General features: G+C 57.7%; 17 protein-coding genes. 8 read left to right on the forward strand and 9 right to left on the reverse strand.

The genetic code is table 11. The features are described from left to right. Positions 1–46: 46 nt before the first annotated feature. On the forward strand, positions 47–205 hold the full coding sequence (gene ccoS, locus MHM86_RS13980) for a cbb3-type cytochrome oxidase assembly protein CcoS (protein ID WP_058317690.1): 159 nt from the start codon (positions 47–49) through the stop codon (positions 203–205). A gap of 99 nt (positions 206–304) precedes the next feature. On the opposite strand, the gene MHM86_RS13985 is transcribed toward ccoS, so the two are convergent. From MHM86_RS13985 to MHM86_RS14000, 4 genes are all read right to left on the reverse strand, one after another. Beyond that, positions 305–1,693 (reverse strand): D-alanyl-D-alanine carboxypeptidase family protein, encoded by a 1,389-nt coding sequence (locus tag MHM86_RS13985; protein ID WP_239200707.1) that lies wholly within the window; start codon positions 1,691–1,693, stop codon positions 305–307. A gap of 278 nt (positions 1,694–1,971) precedes the next feature. Next, entirely contained in the window at positions 1,972–2,490 is a 519-nt protein-coding gene (locus tag MHM86_RS13990; protein ID WP_239200656.1) for a GNAT family N-acetyltransferase, read from the reverse strand. An 8-nt stretch (positions 2,491–2,498) separates the two neighbouring features. Continuing rightward, complete coding sequence (locus tag MHM86_RS13995; protein WP_239200658.1) at positions 2,499–3,038, reverse strand: helix-turn-helix domain-containing protein; 540 nt, start codon at positions 3,036–3,038, stop codon at positions 2,499–2,501. A 62-nt stretch (positions 3,039–3,100) separates the two neighbouring features. Beyond that, a complete protein-coding gene (locus MHM86_RS14000; protein WP_239200660.1) occupies positions 3,101–3,808 on the reverse strand; it encodes an HAD family hydrolase in 708 nt (235 codons plus the stop codon). 140 nt (positions 3,809–3,948) lie between these two features. Between MHM86_RS14000 and clpS the strand changes: the two genes are divergently transcribed. The 4 genes from clpS (at position 3,949) to hemF (ending at position 7,287) form a co-directional block, all read left to right on the forward strand. Then, positions 3,949–4,281, forward strand: coding sequence for an ATP-dependent Clp protease adapter ClpS (gene clpS / locus MHM86_RS14005; protein WP_370644162.1), 333 nt, complete (start codon positions 3,949–3,951; stop codon positions 4,279–4,281). A gap of 27 nt (positions 4,282–4,308) precedes the next feature. Then, entirely contained in the window at positions 4,309–5,307 is a 999-nt protein-coding gene (locus MHM86_RS14010) for a class I SAM-dependent methyltransferase (RefSeq protein WP_239200662.1), read from the forward strand. A gap of 38 nt (positions 5,308–5,345) precedes the next feature. Then, complete coding sequence (locus tag MHM86_RS14015; protein ID WP_239200664.1) at positions 5,346–6,143, forward strand: SDR family NAD(P)-dependent oxidoreductase; 798 nt, start codon at positions 5,346–5,348, stop codon at positions 6,141–6,143. Positions 6,144–6,393: 250 nt separating this feature from the next. Next, positions 6,394–7,287 carry an oxygen-dependent coproporphyrinogen oxidase gene (gene hemF / locus MHM86_RS14020; RefSeq protein WP_239200666.1) on the forward strand — a complete coding sequence of 298 codons (894 nt, stop codon included), beginning with the start codon at positions 6,394–6,396 and terminating at the stop codon, positions 7,285–7,287. A 78-nt stretch (positions 7,288–7,365) separates the two neighbouring features. Here the strand turns inward: hemF and MHM86_RS14025 are convergent, their stop codons facing one another. Both MHM86_RS14025 and MHM86_RS14030 read right to left on the reverse strand, forming a co-directional pair. Next, on the reverse strand, positions 7,366–8,328 hold the full coding sequence (locus MHM86_RS14025) for an acetyl-CoA carboxylase carboxyltransferase subunit alpha (protein ID WP_239200668.1): 963 nt from the start codon (positions 8,326–8,328) through the stop codon (positions 7,366–7,368). A gap of 127 nt (positions 8,329–8,455) precedes the next feature. Beyond that, positions 8,456–9,043 carry a LysE family translocator gene (locus MHM86_RS14030; RefSeq protein WP_239200669.1) on the reverse strand — a complete coding sequence of 196 codons (588 nt, stop codon included), beginning with the start codon at positions 9,041–9,043 and terminating at the stop codon, positions 8,456–8,458. Positions 9,044–9,115: 72 nt separating this feature from the next. Here MHM86_RS14030 and MHM86_RS14035 point away from each other — a divergent pair, with 72 nt between their 5' ends. Further along, the gene (locus MHM86_RS14035; protein ID WP_239200670.1) at positions 9,116–9,568 is read left to right on the forward strand and encodes an Lrp/AsnC family transcriptional regulator; all 453 of its coding nucleotides are present in this window, start codon (positions 9,116–9,118) and stop codon (positions 9,566–9,568) included. 147 nt (positions 9,569–9,715) lie between these two features. Beyond that, complete coding sequence (locus MHM86_RS14040) at positions 9,716–10,552, forward strand: GyrI-like domain-containing protein (RefSeq protein ID WP_239200671.1); 837 nt, start codon at positions 9,716–9,718, stop codon at positions 10,550–10,552. Positions 10,553–10,853: 301 nt separating this feature from the next. On the opposite strand, the gene MHM86_RS14045 is transcribed toward MHM86_RS14040, so the two are convergent. The 3 genes from MHM86_RS14045 to MHM86_RS14055 are packed head-to-tail and all read right to left on the reverse strand — an operon-like array spanning position 10,854 to position 12,303. Continuing rightward, positions 10,854–11,171, reverse strand: a complete 318-nt coding sequence (locus MHM86_RS14045; RefSeq protein ID WP_239200672.1) for a DUF1244 domain-containing protein — start codon at positions 11,169–11,171, stop codon at positions 10,854–10,856. A gap of 29 nt (positions 11,172–11,200) precedes the next feature. Beyond that, on the reverse strand, positions 11,201–11,545 hold the full coding sequence (locus MHM86_RS14050; RefSeq protein WP_239200673.1) for a 5-carboxymethyl-2-hydroxymuconate Delta-isomerase: 345 nt from the start codon (positions 11,543–11,545) through the stop codon (positions 11,201–11,203). 17 nt (positions 11,546–11,562) lie between these two features. After that, positions 11,563–12,303 carry an N-formylglutamate amidohydrolase gene (locus tag MHM86_RS14055; RefSeq protein ID WP_239200674.1) on the reverse strand — a complete coding sequence of 247 codons (741 nt, stop codon included), beginning with the start codon at positions 12,301–12,303 and terminating at the stop codon, positions 11,563–11,565. A 147-nt stretch (positions 12,304–12,450) separates the two neighbouring features. On the opposite strand from MHM86_RS14055, the gene pyk reads away from it, so the two are divergent. After that, a complete protein-coding gene (pyk, locus tag MHM86_RS14060) occupies positions 12,451–13,899 on the forward strand; it encodes a pyruvate kinase (protein WP_239200675.1) in 1,449 nt (482 codons plus the stop codon). Positions 13,900–13,953: the final 54 nt, after the last annotated feature.

Here is a 13,953-nt window from a genome sequence, read left to right on the forward strand (position 1 = left end):
CGTCTGTTATCGTCGCATATGCGTCTGCGCCAAAGGAAAGCTTTCGATGGAAATCATCGCCTATCTGATCCCGATTTCCCTCCTTCTTGGGGGCGTAGGGCTTGGCGCATTTGTCTACACGGTGCGCAGCAATCAGTATGATGATCCCGAAGGCAACAGCCAGCGGATCCTCAGTGATGAGTATGACGACAAGCCGAAGGGCTAACCGGTCGTCGTACCATTCAAAACAAAGCCCCCGCTGGTGGATGCACAGCGGGGGCTTTGTTTCTGTTTTGCAGAGAGGGCTTAACCCGACCTGACTTCGTCAACCTGGTCCGACCATGAAACAGGTCACTTGCCGGGCCTGCAGACGGCGGCAGGCCAGATCGGCTTTCTCCCGTGGCATGCCCATGAACTGCGCATCATAGCCTGCTTTGCGCTTCACCACCTTGCGCAGCGATCCGTCCAAGGTGTTCATTTCGGCCAATGCCGTCTTCAGCAGCATGCGCTGCGCAGCGTAGCGGCTGGGGAAGCGGCCCACGTTGATGCCCCAGTGATTGCCGCCGGATGTCGAGAGGCGCGCCACCACTTCCTGACCGTCTTCTTGTAGCGGCTCAGACGTGTCAAGGGTGGCAGAAATTGGCGCGGCAGGCGCCGAGGGTTCGGCAGCGACTGTGCTGGCCAGAACAACGTCTTTCGGTGTCGCGGGCTTTGCTTTGGGTTTCGTGGCTATTTTTGTCGTGGATTTGGGGGCCTCAACGCTGGTCGCTTCGGCGACGGCTTGATTGATTTCATCACTCAGAGCCAGCAGCACGGGCGGCTTTGCCGCCGCACCCGGACGGGCCTGCGGACGCAGGCTCTTCTTCACGGTTGTGACGGTGCGGATGGTTTTGCCGGTGCCGGGCACTGCGCCATAAACAGGCCGCGCCGGTTTACGGGTGGCCACCCGCGTGGGTGCCTTGCGGAATCCCATGTCCAGCAGTTCCGCGACACGTTTGTTGCGTGTCGCGGTGGAACGGCCGCCAAACACAGTCGCAATGATGCGCTCGCTGCCACGTTCAGCAGAGGCGACCAGATTGAAGCCAGCGGCGTTGGTATAGCCCGTTTTGATCCCATCCGCGCCGCGGTAGTTGGCCAGCAAGCGGCGGTTGGTGTTACGCACTGTCTTGATCCCCGCATGGGTCGATTGGCGCGAGAATAGGTTGTAGTATTCGGGGTAGTCATAAAAGATGTGGCGTCCCAGCGTGGTCATATCGCGTGCGGTGGACAGATGGCCGCTTTGGGTCAGACCATGGGCGTTCTTGAAGTTGGTGCGCGACATCCCCAATGCCTTAGCAGTGCGGTTCATCCGCTGTGCAAACTTCTTTTCAGAGCCTGAGATCGCCTCGCCAATCGCGGTTGCCGCGTCATTGGCGGATTTCACCGCAGCGGCGCGAATAAGATAGCGCAGTTTGATGCGTTGACCCGCGACCAAACCCAGTTTCGAGGGCGGCTCAGACGCTGCATGTTTCGAAATCCGCACCTTGGTGTCGAGGCTGATTTCACCACGCTCCACCGCCTCAAACGCAATGTAAAGCGTCATCATCTTGGTCAACGAGGCAGGGTGCAGCCGCGTGTCAGCGTTGCGCGAATGGATGACGCGACCGTCACGCGCATCAACAACCATTGCCGCATAGGGCGCGGCGCAAAGTTGCTGCGGGAGGGCCGCAAACATCGTAATGAGGGTGAGTATCAGCATGCTAAATAGAACACGCTGCCCCTGACGGAGTCGTTCGGTAACTGCCATATCTGCCTCTGCACTGCCGGATTAAGTCCGGTCTGGCTAAATCTGCTTTCGATCAGGCTAACATAGAGAGGCCTTTGAATAAAGCGCGCATTGTTGTATCCGCGTTACCGCTTTTGGGTGTAGTGGGGCTGTAAACGTCATAGAATTAGGCAGATGTGGTGTCCAATCCTGCTGTGACCGCAAGGAGGCAACGCAATTGTGTTGGCTCAGGCACTCAGTGGTTTGAACATATAGGTTGTCGAATCGAGGTGCTGGCCGCCGGCATCCAGACAGTAGCCGGGAATCACCCCCGCGGTCTGATATCCCAGATCACGGTAAAGCGGTTCGGCATTGTCGCCAGTGCGGGTGTCGAGGGTCAGCAGACCCTTGCCCATGTCCCGTGCAGTCATCTCCAGATGTTGCATCAACTGCCGCGCCAGACCTTTGCGGCGATGGTCAGGGTGCACCAGCAGCTTGGACACCTCGCCACGATGGGGCTGGTTGTCGGGCATGGCTGTGATCAGGGTGGCCACGCCGACGGCATGCCCTTCCTCCACTGCTACAAACAGACGTCGGGCGCCGGATTGTACCTGTGCTAACAGTCCCTGCCAGAACGCGCGGGCATCGCTCAGGTCATGGGGCAGGATGAAGCCGACGCTGGCACCATCCAGCACGCAGGCGTGTAAGATGCCTGAGAGATCATCAAGGCCTGTGCGCATTTCTTCAGCGGTCCATTCGGTGATCATTGTCCCTCTCACAGTAAAAACAGGTGGTAATGCGCGTCTTCTGGGCCGGTTTCAAAACAGCTTGCGCCGTAAAGCCGGTAACGCAGACAGTCGCCTGTGTTCAGCAGGTGCGCGGTTTCGTCGACTGTGACCGTCAACTGTCCTGACAGCAGCAGCAGGTGGTGCTCCAGCCCCGCACGCGGTGGCGTGTCATAGTTTATGCGTTGGTTCGCAGGCAGGTGACAGTTCAGCCATTCGCCCGCCAGATCAGCACTGGGTGGGGAAATAACACTGCGCTTGAAACCGGTCGCAGGATCTGACCATGACTTGCGCGAAGTGGCGGTGATAACAGGGGTCGCCTGATCCTCCACCAGGGCCAAGAGCCGCGACATAGAGATGCCATAGGCGCGGCACAGTTTGGCAAGGGTGTCGGTGGTCGGGCTGACCTGTGCCTTTTCCAGACGGGCGAGCGTGGCGCGACTGACGCCAGTTTTCTGCACCAGTTGGTCCAGCGTCCACCCCGATTGGTTGCGCAGCTTACAAAGCTGTTGGGCAAGGAGGGTATCCATGGGCTGTTCTCTTGCTGATTCTCATAAGTGAGAATAATGACCACAAAAGAGAGTGAAAACTTTTAACTCTTTTCGATCCGCTCGATCAGCGCTGGCAGCTGTCCCAGATGATCCAGTGCCTGATATTTGGGCGATGTTTCGGGGGCAGGGGCCTTTTCAAACTCCCAGATCTCACCATGGGGTACGTAGATGCCCCAGCCACCAGCCTCGACCATCGGGACCACGTCGGACTTCATCGAATTGCCCACCATCAGGCCGCGTTTGGCCCCGTCACCATGCTTGGCAAAGATGCGGGTGTAGACGGCGGGATTTTTGTCGCTGACAATTTCGACCCCATCGAACAGATCGCCCAGCCCCGATTGGGCCAGCTTGCGTTCCTGATCCAAGAGGTCGCCCTTTGTGATCAGCAAAACACGGTGAGTGCTGGCTATGGCCTCCACCGCAGTATGCGCATGAGGCAACAGTTCGATCGGGTGCTGCAACATCTCTTGCCCGGCATCAATCAACTCACGAAGTACCTCACCGGGGACTCGATTGTCCGTCACCTCCAACGCGGTTTCGATCATCGACAGAACGAATCCTTTCACCCCGAACCCGTAGTGGCCCAGATTGCGCCGTTCAGCGGCCAGCAAGCGCTCGCTCAGGTGGTGATCATCTGCGTGATCACGCAACAATTCCGCGAATCGATCCTGCGTGATGCGGAAAAATCGTTCGTTGTGCCAAAGCGTATCATCCGCATCAAAGCCAATTGTTGTAAGTTTACTGGCCAATTTTGCCCCCGAATCGCGCTGATAGACAGGTCTGCGGATAGCAGACCTCTTTTCTAACCTACAACACAGGTTATATAGACCGTTCTATAGCCCACCGCATTACACTGAAGACACGTTCCATGATTGACCCTGCCGTACCGATGATTGTGATGACATCTGACAACGATGATGACTTCGGTGGCGACAGTTCTGTCGCGCTGGAAACCCGTCCCAAGACGAAGCGCCCGCCGCTTTACAAAGTGATGTTGCTGAATGACGACTACACCCCGATGGAGTTTGTGGTCCACATTCTTGAGCGCTTCTTTGGTATGAACCACTCGCAGGCGTTTGAGATTATGCTGACCGTGCATAAAAAAGGCGTGGCGATTGTGGGCGTGTTCAGCCATGAGATCGCCGAAACCAAGGTGACGCAGGTGATGGATTTCGCCCGCCGCCATCAACACCCGTTGCAATGCACCATGGAAAAGGAGTGATCCGTTTACGGATCGCCGGATAATCTGATGTCTCATCCGCGTTTGTCGCTGGCTCTGAATGGGGGCGGTTTGTTCCTGTCAGAAGGGCGCACAGTAGTTTTTGGCGCTCGCAGCGATGTGGACCTGCGCGACCTGCCGCAGGCCCAGTGCCAACTGGTGGTGGGATATAAGCCCGACCACGATCGTTTCGCCGCAGCAGGCTGGGATGTTGTCACTGCAGCGGAGGGTAAGTTTGCAACCGGCCTGATCTTTCTGCCACGGGCCAAAAAGCTGGCCAAGGCGATGGTGGCCGAGGCGCTGGCGTTAGGCGTGCAGACGCTGGTGGTCGACGGGCTGAAAACCGAAGGCATCGACAGCCTGTTGAAAGAAATGCGCAAGGCAGCGCCGCTGCAAAATTCCATCGCCAAGGCGCATGGCAAACTGTTCTGGGTCGCGGCGGATGATCTGGGCGATGCGCTCACCGCTTGGGCGGCCCCTGCGCGGCAAGAGATTGATGAGGGGCTGATCACGGCCCCTGGTGTGTTTTCCGCCGACGGTATTGATCCTGCATCGCGCCTTTTGGTCGACGCGCTGCCTGTGAAACTGGGGAAGCATCTGGCAGACCTCGGCGCAGGTTGGGGCTATCTGTCCCGCGCGATCCTCAGCCGTGACACGGTGAAATCGCTGGCCTTGGTCGAGGCGGAGCATACCAGCCTGTCTTGTGCGCGTGAGAATGTCAGAGATGAACGGGCGTCGTTTTATTGGGCAGATGCAACCAACTGGCGGTCAGACCGCTTGCTGGACGGGGTGATCATGAATCCGCCGTTTCACACTGGACGGGCGGCAGAACCGCAATTGGGTCAGGCGTTTATCGTCAATGCGGCGCGTAATCTGGCGTTGTCAGGCCAGCTGTGGTTGGTGGCAAACCGCCAATTGCCCTATGAGGCAACACTTGCCCAGCTGTTTCTGGATGTGGAAGAAATAGCTGGCGATAATCGATTCAAGGTTCTACATGCAGCGCGCAAGCGTCGTGCGGGCAACGCGTAAGGCGCCACTCTAGTTCAGGCTTCGTTTAGGAGATATCCATGTCATTTGCGATTTCAGGCAAAACGGCCATCGTCACTGGCGGGGCCAACGGCATCGGCCTGGCGATTGGCCGCCATTTCTTGGACAAGGGTGCCAATGTCATCTTCGCCGATATGGATGAGGAAAACCTGATCCGCGAATTGGGCCCGAACGAGGAAGGCAATGCGCATCGCTACTTCGCCGGTGACTTGCGCGAAAAGCTGACGCTGGCGAACTTGCTGTCCGCGACGCTGGATGCGTTTGACAGTGTCGACATTCTGGTCAACGCCTCGCGTCAGATCATCGCCGCCGATCCGCTGAACAGCGATGACGCGATGGAGATGATGCTGCAGCAGAACCTGCTGACCTCTCTCAAGCTGTCGCAGCTGGTGGCCAAGCGTATGATCAAACAGGCCGAAGAGGGCGGTGAGGGGACAGTGGGCACCATCGTCAACATCTCCTGCATCGCGTCGCGTCGCACCAGTCCAGATCTCTTGGCCTATTCGGTTTCAACCGCCGCTTTGGATCAGATGACCCGTTCGATGGCTGTGGCATTGGCACCGAACCGCATTCGGGTGAATGGTCTGGCCTTTGGGTCTGTTATGTCGAACAGCCTGAAGGAAATCCTGCGCGAAAACGGCGAGTTCCGCGATGAGATCGAAAACCGCACCCCGCTGGGCCGTATTGCGGCCCCGACCGAATTGACAGAGGCGGCGCAATTCCTTGCCTCTGACGCTTCAGGCTTCATGACCGGCCAGATCATGACCGTGGACGGTGGCCGCACCTTGATGGATCCGGTAACAGCACCCGCGCACTAACTTAATTCATTTTCCGGATCACGCAGTGAGACGGTTCAGGCCCGCCCTGCCCACAAGGCGGGCGCAAATTTCCAACCACTGTGCAATGCGCAAACGTTTGGTTGGGATAAGCGGTCGCGCTAAGTATCGTTCGCCTTCGGCTCGGGTGCGAACCTCTTGTGGCTCTCTTCTCTCCACGCGACCTATCGCACGCTTTCCGCCTTTCGCCGCACCTGCTAAACCCCTGTCAACAGGATGAAGGAGCGCCGAGATGTCGGAAGAGTTTGCACAGGAAAAGCAAAGCGCCAGTGCGTGGTTCCATGAATTGCGGGATCAGATCGTCACCGCCTTTGAGGCGCTGGAAGACAGCCAGACCACGGGGCCCTTCGCAGACCAACCTGCGGGCCGGTTTGAGGTGACGGAAACGAAACGCGCCTCTGCTGATGGGTCAGACGCGGGTGGCGGGTTGATGAGCGTGATGCGCGGCGGGCGCGTGTTTGAAAAGGTCGGCGTCAACATCTCTACTGTTTACGGCGAATTGGGCGAACGTGCCCAAAACGCGATGGCTGCGCGTAAAGGCATTCCAGGGATGAAAGAGGATCCGCGCTTCTGGGCCTCTGGCATTTCGCTGGTTGCGCATATGCAGAACCCGCATACCCCTGCGGTGCATATGAACACGCGTATGTTCTGGACCCCGCATGCGTGGTGGTTCGGTGGGGGATCGGACCTGAACCCCTGCATCGAATATGATGAAGACACCACGCATTTCCATGCAGTGCAGCAGGAATACTGTGACAAGCACGACACCGCTTTTTATCCGCGGCTGAAGGAATGGGCGGACGAATATTTCTTTGTGCCGCATCGGGGCCGTGCACGCGGTGTTGGTGGGATCTTTCTTGATGATCACAACTCCGGCGACTGGGAGAAGGATTTCGCCTTCATTCAGGACGTTGGCCGCGCCTTCCTGCCTGCCTTCCTGCCGGTGACGGAAAAACGCCGGACGCAGGACTGGTCGGATGCGGATAAGGATCAGCAGCTGCAGCACCGCGGCCTCTATGCGGAATATAACCTTGTCTATGATCGCGGGACCAAGTTCGGTCTGGAAACCGGTCACGACGCCAACGCCGTTCTGATGAGTCTGCCGCCAATGGCTAAATGGGTTTGATCTGAAAGATCCCAAAAAAATAAAAAGGCCGCGTCGCTGTTTGCGGCGCGGCCTTTTGTATTTCGGGGAAAAGGGGCGTTACGCCGCCAGACCTTTGCTGCCCATGTCGAGGAATTTCTGGCGACGATCTTTCACCAGCTTCTCACGCGACTGGCCGGACAGTTCGTTCAGCATGGTCTGGATCGCGTCACCCACGGCCTTGATCGAAGCGTCCGCGTCACGATGCGCACCACCCAGCGGCTCGCCGATCACACGGTCAGCCACGCCCAGATTGTTCAGATCCTGCGCAGTCAGGCGCAGGGCTTCTGCTGCTTCGCGCATTTTTTCGGCGTCTTTCCACAGGATTGACGCGCAGCCTTCGGGGCTGATTACCGAATAAACCGAATGTTCCAGCATCGCCACGCGGTTTGCTGTGGCAAAGGCGACCGCGCCGCCAGAGCCACCTTCGCCAATGACGATCGAGATCAGCGGAACGCCGATTTGCAAGCATTTTTCAGTGGAACGGGCAATTGCCTCGGACTGGCCGCGCTCTTCTGCGCCTTTGCCGGGGTAGGCGCCGGGCGTGTCGACCAGCGTCACGACGGGCAGGTTGAACTTATCTGCCATTTCCAAAAGGCGTACAGCTTTGCGGTAGCCCTCAGGGCGCGCCATGCCGAAGTTGCGTTCGATCCGGCTTTTGGTGTCGTTGCCCTTTTCATGGCCGATCACCACCACAGGGGTGTCTCCAAAACGCGCCAAACCGCCCATGACGGCGTGGTCATCGGCAAAATTACGATCCCCGGCCAGCGGGGTGTATTCGGTGAACAGTGCTTCGATGTAGTCTTTGCAATGCGGTCGGTCGGGGTGACGGGCGACCTGACATTTGCGCCACGGGGTCAGCGACTTGTAGAGATCGGCCAGCATGTCGGACGCTTTCTTGTCCAGCGCGGCGGCTTCCTCTTCGATGTCCATCTCCTCGTTCTGGCGGGCCATGGCGCGCAGCTCTTCGGCTTTGCCTTCGATCTCGGCAAGCGGGCGTTCAAAGTCGAGGTAGTTGGTCATGTTCTGTCACTCTCCAATATTGGAACGCAGGATATATGGCGTTCCATGGCCCCAGATGCAATATCGCATGTGACGTTACGGCGGTTGCATCCGGAGTTTCCATGCAAAAAAGCAGTCGTGCGCTTGCTCAAAGAACCGCGAGTAAGGAGCCGACCAGCAAAAGTGCCATCGTCACGTTGAATATACGCAAGCGTTTCGGGGATGACAGAACGCGGTTCATTTGTTGGCCAAGCACAGTCCAACTGCTGACTGTCGGCAGGTTAATTGCACCAAAGATCACGGCCACCATCAACACGGACCACATGGTTCGGTCAGGCGCATAGAGCGTGATTGCTGAGAGTGCCATTTGCCATGCCTTTGGGTTCACCCACTGAAAGGCTGCACCCTGAAACAAGGTCATCGGCTTGCCATCGCGCCCGCTGGTTTCGGGCATGCCAGAATTGGCAATTTTCCATGCCAGCCACAAGAGGTAGGTGATTCCGGCGACCTTCAGCACGGTGTGGCTGGCAGGGTAGGCATCAAAGAGTCCCATCAAGCCGATCCCCACTAAAACGACCATAATGGTGAAACCAATAGCGACGCCCAGCATATGCGGGATGGTGCGACGGAAGCCGTAGTTCGCGCCGGATGTCATCAGCATCAGGTTGTTCGGTCCCGGTGTAACCGAGGTAACAAAAGCAAAGGCAGAGAGGGCGGGGATTAATTCGTAAGTCATTGGGCAATATTATGCTGTTGATATCCTCATTAAATTGCGATTGATGGTGTGATTGGAAAAAGGATGCAATAAATGGCCAAAAAAGACAGCATAAACGACAACATATTGCATGAGCTGTTTCGCGACGGTCGTCTGTCCAATCTGGAACTGGCCGATCGTGTGGGCCTGTCGCCCTCTGCCTGTTTGCGTCGCGTGCAGGAACTGGAGCGTAGTGGCGTGATTCAGGGATACCGTGCGGTGATCAACCCGACGGCGCGGGATGTGGGGTTTGTGGCCTATATGACTGTGGGATTGAATCTGCATACCAAACAGGCCCAGGGGGCGTTTGAGCGGTCGATCGCGCGCGCGCCAGAGGTGCGCGAGTGTCATAATATCACGGGCAATGTTGAATACCTGTTGCGCGTCGAGGCGCGGGATCTTGCGGATTACAAACGTTTTCACACGGATGTTTTGGGGACACTGGATCAGGTAAACTCGATCACCACCTTTGTGGTTCTGGAATCGCCGAAGGATGAGCGGGCCTGATTTGACCGGGGGCTTGGCCCTGCGCCTTTGGCGTATTCCCCTAGAGGATTTATCGGAACATTGAAAAGGGCACGGGGAGGGCAGTTCAGCAAGACTTGTTCATTCGGGATGAGGCATTCAGACGATGCGAAATGACAAGAGGGCGTGATGAGCCAGAATTATGAGGACCGGATCCGCCGTGTGGTGCGATATATCCACGATAATCCCGCTGGCGATCTGTCGTTGGACCGGCTGGCGGATGTGGCGGCGATGTCGCGGTTTCATTGGCATCGGGTGTTTCATGCGATGATGGGTGAGACCTGCGCCGATATGGTGCGGCGGGTGCGGTTGCATCAGGCCTCGTTAATGTTGGCGCGTGGTGACCTACCGGTGGCCGAGGTGGCGCGACAGGTGGGCTATCCCACCCCGCAAAGCTTTGGTCGGGCCTTCCGCGCCGCCTATGGCGTGACCCCTTTGACGTTTCGCAAACAGGGCGTGCCGCTGGTGGCGCTGCGCCAGATGAAACCAGAGGAGTTCAGAATGTTTGATGTTGTTGTTGAAGACTGTGATGCACTGCGTTTCGCGGGGGTGAGTCACAAGGGATCGTATAATGGGATTGCCGCTAAATTTGAGGAGCTGGCCGCTCTTGCAACAACGCGGGGGCTGTGGCCCACAACGCAGGGGATGGCCGGGATTTACTGCGATGATCCCAGTGAAACGCCAGAGGCAGACCTGCGCAGTTTCGCAGCGTTGATCCTGACTGAAGGTGCAGAAGTGCCCGAAGGGTTGGAAGTGCAGACCTATCCTGCCGGACGAGTGGCCAAGCTGACCTACAAGGGGCCTTATTCTAATATGTCAGAGGCTTACCACTATCTCTATGGCCGCTGGTTGCCGGAAAGTGGGGAAGAGGCGGCGGATTTGGCGCCGTTTGAGGTTTACTTGAATTCACCGATCGATACCGCAGCAGAGGATTTGCTGACTGAGGTGTGCGTGCTGCTCAAGTGAAGACCAGTTGCAGGTGTCCCTGCCGAGCGAGCTGGTTTCCGCACACAATCTTCGCGGCGATCATGGGCGCGATCGCCCGTGTGCGAATAAGTGCAGACTTAAAACAATATCCACGACTCACGATAATACGTGGTGCCGGTTGCGCTTTTCAGTTGAAATATACCGTAAATTCCCGATAAGCACAGCCGGGGCAACTCATGTGAGTGGCGCTATTTAGCGAGAGTTGTTCCAAGCTTCTGTCCGCCGGGGGGCGGGCAGAAGCAATCTGGGACAGCGCGGTGAACGCCTTTGACTTGCCAGCTCAAGCCTTGTCTGTGCCGACGTTTTCAGCAAATGCCTTCTGGAAGTCCGCCTTTTTCTCGGCGCTGGCGTCGGTTTGATAGTTGGCTTTCCATTCATCCATGGTCATGCCGTAAAAAATCTCTCGTGCCTCGTTCTTATCCATTTCGATGCCGCGCTCGTTGGCGGCTTCTTGGTACCAGCGACTGAGACAGTTCCGGCAGAATCCGGCTAGGTTCATCATGTCGATGTTTTGCACATCGGTGCGCTTTTCCATCAGGTGGTCACGCAGGGTGCGGAATGCTGCAGCTTCCAGTTCGATGCGGGTTTGGTCGTCCATTTGTGGTCTCCTTGGCGCGTGTGCTGGGATTACAGAACACGTTTGGCGTATGAGGCGCCGTGCATTTCCACGGCTTCGACGGTCAGGCTGCCCACGGTCGGCAGGTGCGATTGCAGAACCTCCAGGACAGCGCCCGTCAGTTGGGATTTGGTATCATCGTCACGCCCCGGCAAGAGGCGCAGGGTGGCGTGCACGAAACTTTGTGGTTCTGATCCGATCAGACTATAGCTGGCAGCACTGGCACGGATCTTTAGGTTTGCGGCAGTCGGTATTGTGGGGTTGGCAGCCAGCGTGTCAAACAGGAGCTGCTGCAGGGCAGGAATGTCGTGGCTGTCTTCCAGGCCTTGCGAAAACTCCAGAACGAGATGGGGCATGACTTGCGCTCCTTTGATTAAACGCCACTGCGGCTTAGCGCATCCAGCAGGATCGGGGCCAGACGGGTGGCCCAGCCACGTTGTTGTTGGTCGGTTTCGATGAGGTCATTGCGGATTTCGATCAATGCGTTGGGGCGGCCGTGGGCAGTGGCGTGGGTGTCGATTGCGTCGCCAGGCAGGTAGCCGGTGTAGGGTTCGTTGTCGCCGATGCACAGGTCGGCCTCTTCCTTCAGGCGTTGGATCAGGGGGTGGGCATAGCGCCCATCCTCGGCCCACAGGACGCCAACATGCCACGGACGCGGTGCGCGCCCCTGCATTTGCGGGGTGAAAGAGTGCATGGCGATGATAACCGTATCTTCACGCCGCGCGGCCAGTGCGGCCAGTGCTTCATGATATGGATCATAAAGCGCGCTGCGGCGGCGGCTGACCTCTGCATCATCTGCGTGGCGGTTGGCGGGAATGATCGCACCATCAGAAAGCTTCATCAGCAGGGTGGGGTCATCGGCGCCACGGTTGGGATCAATCACAAGGCGGGAAAAATTAGACAGCACGGCCGCACACCCGAGGGCATCAGCTAAGGCGCGGGTGACACCTGCGGCGCCCACGTCATAGGCGATGTGGCGTGACATATCCGCCTCAGCAAGGCCCAGATCGCCGCCATTGATAAACTCTGGCACGGTATTGGCAGCGTGGTCGCAGGTGATCAGAAAGCGGCTGTCGCGAGTGCCGCCGTGAATATGGAAGGGTTTATAGGTCATGAAACTTTCACTTGGCTTAAAAACGCTCTATGCCACTTTGTGACCGAATGGAATTGTTTCTGCGGCGAAGTCTGCGTATAACGCAGAAAATGTTAGCGGTAACGCGGGTGTTGTGATGCACCAGCCGCGAAGGAAGGAAAACCGAGGATGAGACGCTTTCGCAACGTGAAAATCGTGGCCACACTGGGCCCGGCTTCGAATGATTATGCAACCATTCGGGCGCTGCATGAGGCGGGGGCGGATGTGTTTCGCCTGAATATGAGCCACGGCAGCCATGAAGAAATCCGCGAGCGTCACGCGATGATCCGTCAGGTTGAGGCCGATCTGAACAACCCGATCGCCATTCTGGCGGATCTGCAGGGGCCGAAGTTGCGGGTGGGTGTGTTTGCCAATGACGCCGAAGAGCTGGTCAATGGCGCTGTCTTCCGTATGGATCTGGACGAAACACCAGGTGATGCGACCCGTGTTTGCCTGCCGCACCCTGAAATTTTTGCTGCACTGGAAGTGGGCACAACCGTTCTGGTCAACGATGGCAAAATCCGCCTGAAAGTGACCGCTTGCGGTCCCGACTTTGCCGAAACTGAGGTAATTGCTGGCGGCACGATTTCCAACCGAAAGGGCGTGAATGTGCCCGACGTGGTGTTGCCGCTGGCGGCGCTGTCGGACAAGGACAAGGCGGATTTGGAATTCGTCTGCGATTTGGGTGTTGATTGGCTGGCGCTGAGCTTTGTTCAGCGCCCCGAGGATGTATGGGAAGCGCGCACGCTGGCCAATGGCCGCGCCGCGCTCCTGTCCAAGATTGAAAAACCCGCCGCTGTAAAAGCTTTTGATGAAATCCTTGATGTCTCTGACGGGATCATGGTGGCCCGTGGCGATCTGGGCGTTGAACTGCCAGTGCAGAACGTCCCGCCGATCCAGAAGCGCCTGATCCGTAAATGTCGCAAGGCTGCGAAACCGGTGATTGTGGCCACGCAGATGCTCGAATCTATGATCGATTCGCCCATGCCCACACGGGCAGAGGTGTCGGACGTGGCCACCGCGATCTATGAGGGGTCTGACGCGATTATGCTAAGTGCGGAATCCGCCGCCGGTTCCTTCCCGATTGAAGCAGTGACGACAATGAACAACGTCGCCATTGAGGTGGAGGCAGATAGTACTTACAGCGAAATTATCGCAGCCAGCCGTCGGGCAGACCGTAAAACCATTGCCGACGGCATTGTTGCCGCCGCGCGTGAAATCGCTGAAACCACGGATATCAAGGCGATCTGCTGCTTTACCCAATCGGGCACTACGGCGCTACTGGTGTCGCGCGAACGACCCCGCGTGCCGATCATCGCGCTGACGCCCTTGCGCGGCACGGCGCGACGTCTGGCGCTCAGCTGGGGCACCGACTGTGTTGTGATCAGCGGGGATGTGAACCGCTTCAAACAAGCGGTGGTCAATGCGGCCCGCGCGGCCCGTATGGGCGGCTATGCGAAGGAAGAGGATCAGATCCTCGTCACCGCAGGGGTGCCTTTCAACGTCACAGGATCGACTAATATCCTGCGCGTCGCCCCCTGTGCGGAGCGTTTGATCTACGCCACTGATCCAGAGTAAGATCTGTCATCAAGGGCCGGGCGGTATGCCGTCCGGGCTCTGGCTTAGCGTGGT

The organism is Thalassobius sp. Cn5-15, assembly GCF_022347685.1.
Lineage (GTDB): Bacteria > Pseudomonadota > Alphaproteobacteria > Rhodobacterales > Rhodobacteraceae > Thalassobius.

Excerpts from the sequence above, each read along its gene's own strand:
- ccoS (WP_058317690.1), top strand. The coding sequence starts at position 47 with ATGGAAATCATCGCCTATCTGATCCCGATTTCCCTCCTTCTTGGGGGC.
- MHM86_RS13985 (WP_239200707.1), bottom strand. The coding sequence starts at position 1,693 with ATGTTTGCGGCCCTCCCGCAGCAACTTTGCGCCGCGCCCTATGCGGCA.
- MHM86_RS13990 (WP_239200656.1), bottom strand. The coding sequence starts at position 2,490 with ATGATCACCGAATGGACCGCTGAAGAAATGCGCACAGGCCTTGATGAT.
- MHM86_RS13995 (WP_239200658.1), bottom strand. The coding sequence starts at position 3,038 with ATGGATACCCTCCTTGCCCAACAGCTTTGTAAGCTGCGCAACCAATCG.
- clpS (WP_370644162.1), top strand. The coding sequence starts at position 3,949 with ATGATTGTGATGACATCTGACAACGATGATGACTTCGGTGGCGACAGT.
- MHM86_RS14010 (WP_239200662.1), top strand. The coding sequence starts at position 4,309 with ATGTCTCATCCGCGTTTGTCGCTGGCTCTGAATGGGGGCGGTTTGTTC.
- MHM86_RS14015 (WP_239200664.1), top strand. The coding sequence starts at position 5,346 with ATGTCATTTGCGATTTCAGGCAAAACGGCCATCGTCACTGGCGGGGCC.
- hemF (WP_239200666.1), top strand. The coding sequence starts at position 6,394 with ATGTCGGAAGAGTTTGCACAGGAAAAGCAAAGCGCCAGTGCGTGGTTC.
- MHM86_RS14025 (WP_239200668.1), bottom strand. The coding sequence starts at position 8,328 with ATGACCAACTACCTCGACTTTGAACGCCCGCTTGCCGAGATCGAAGGC.
- MHM86_RS14030 (WP_239200669.1), bottom strand. The coding sequence starts at position 9,043 with ATGACTTACGAATTAATCCCCGCCCTCTCTGCCTTTGCTTTTGTTACC.
- MHM86_RS14035 (WP_239200670.1), top strand. The coding sequence starts at position 9,116 with ATGGCCAAAAAAGACAGCATAAACGACAACATATTGCATGAGCTGTTT.
- MHM86_RS14040 (WP_239200671.1), top strand. The coding sequence starts at position 9,716 with ATGAGCCAGAATTATGAGGACCGGATCCGCCGTGTGGTGCGATATATC.
- MHM86_RS14045 (WP_239200672.1), bottom strand. The coding sequence starts at position 11,171 with ATGGACGACCAAACCCGCATCGAACTGGAAGCTGCAGCATTCCGCACC.
- MHM86_RS14050 (WP_239200673.1), bottom strand. The coding sequence starts at position 11,545 with ATGCCCCATCTCGTTCTGGAGTTTTCGCAAGGCCTGGAAGACAGCCAC.
- MHM86_RS14055 (WP_239200674.1), bottom strand. The coding sequence starts at position 12,303 with ATGACCTATAAACCCTTCCATATTCACGGCGGCACTCGCGACAGCCGC.
- pyk (WP_239200675.1), top strand. The coding sequence starts at position 12,451 with ATGAGACGCTTTCGCAACGTGAAAATCGTGGCCACACTGGGCCCGGCT.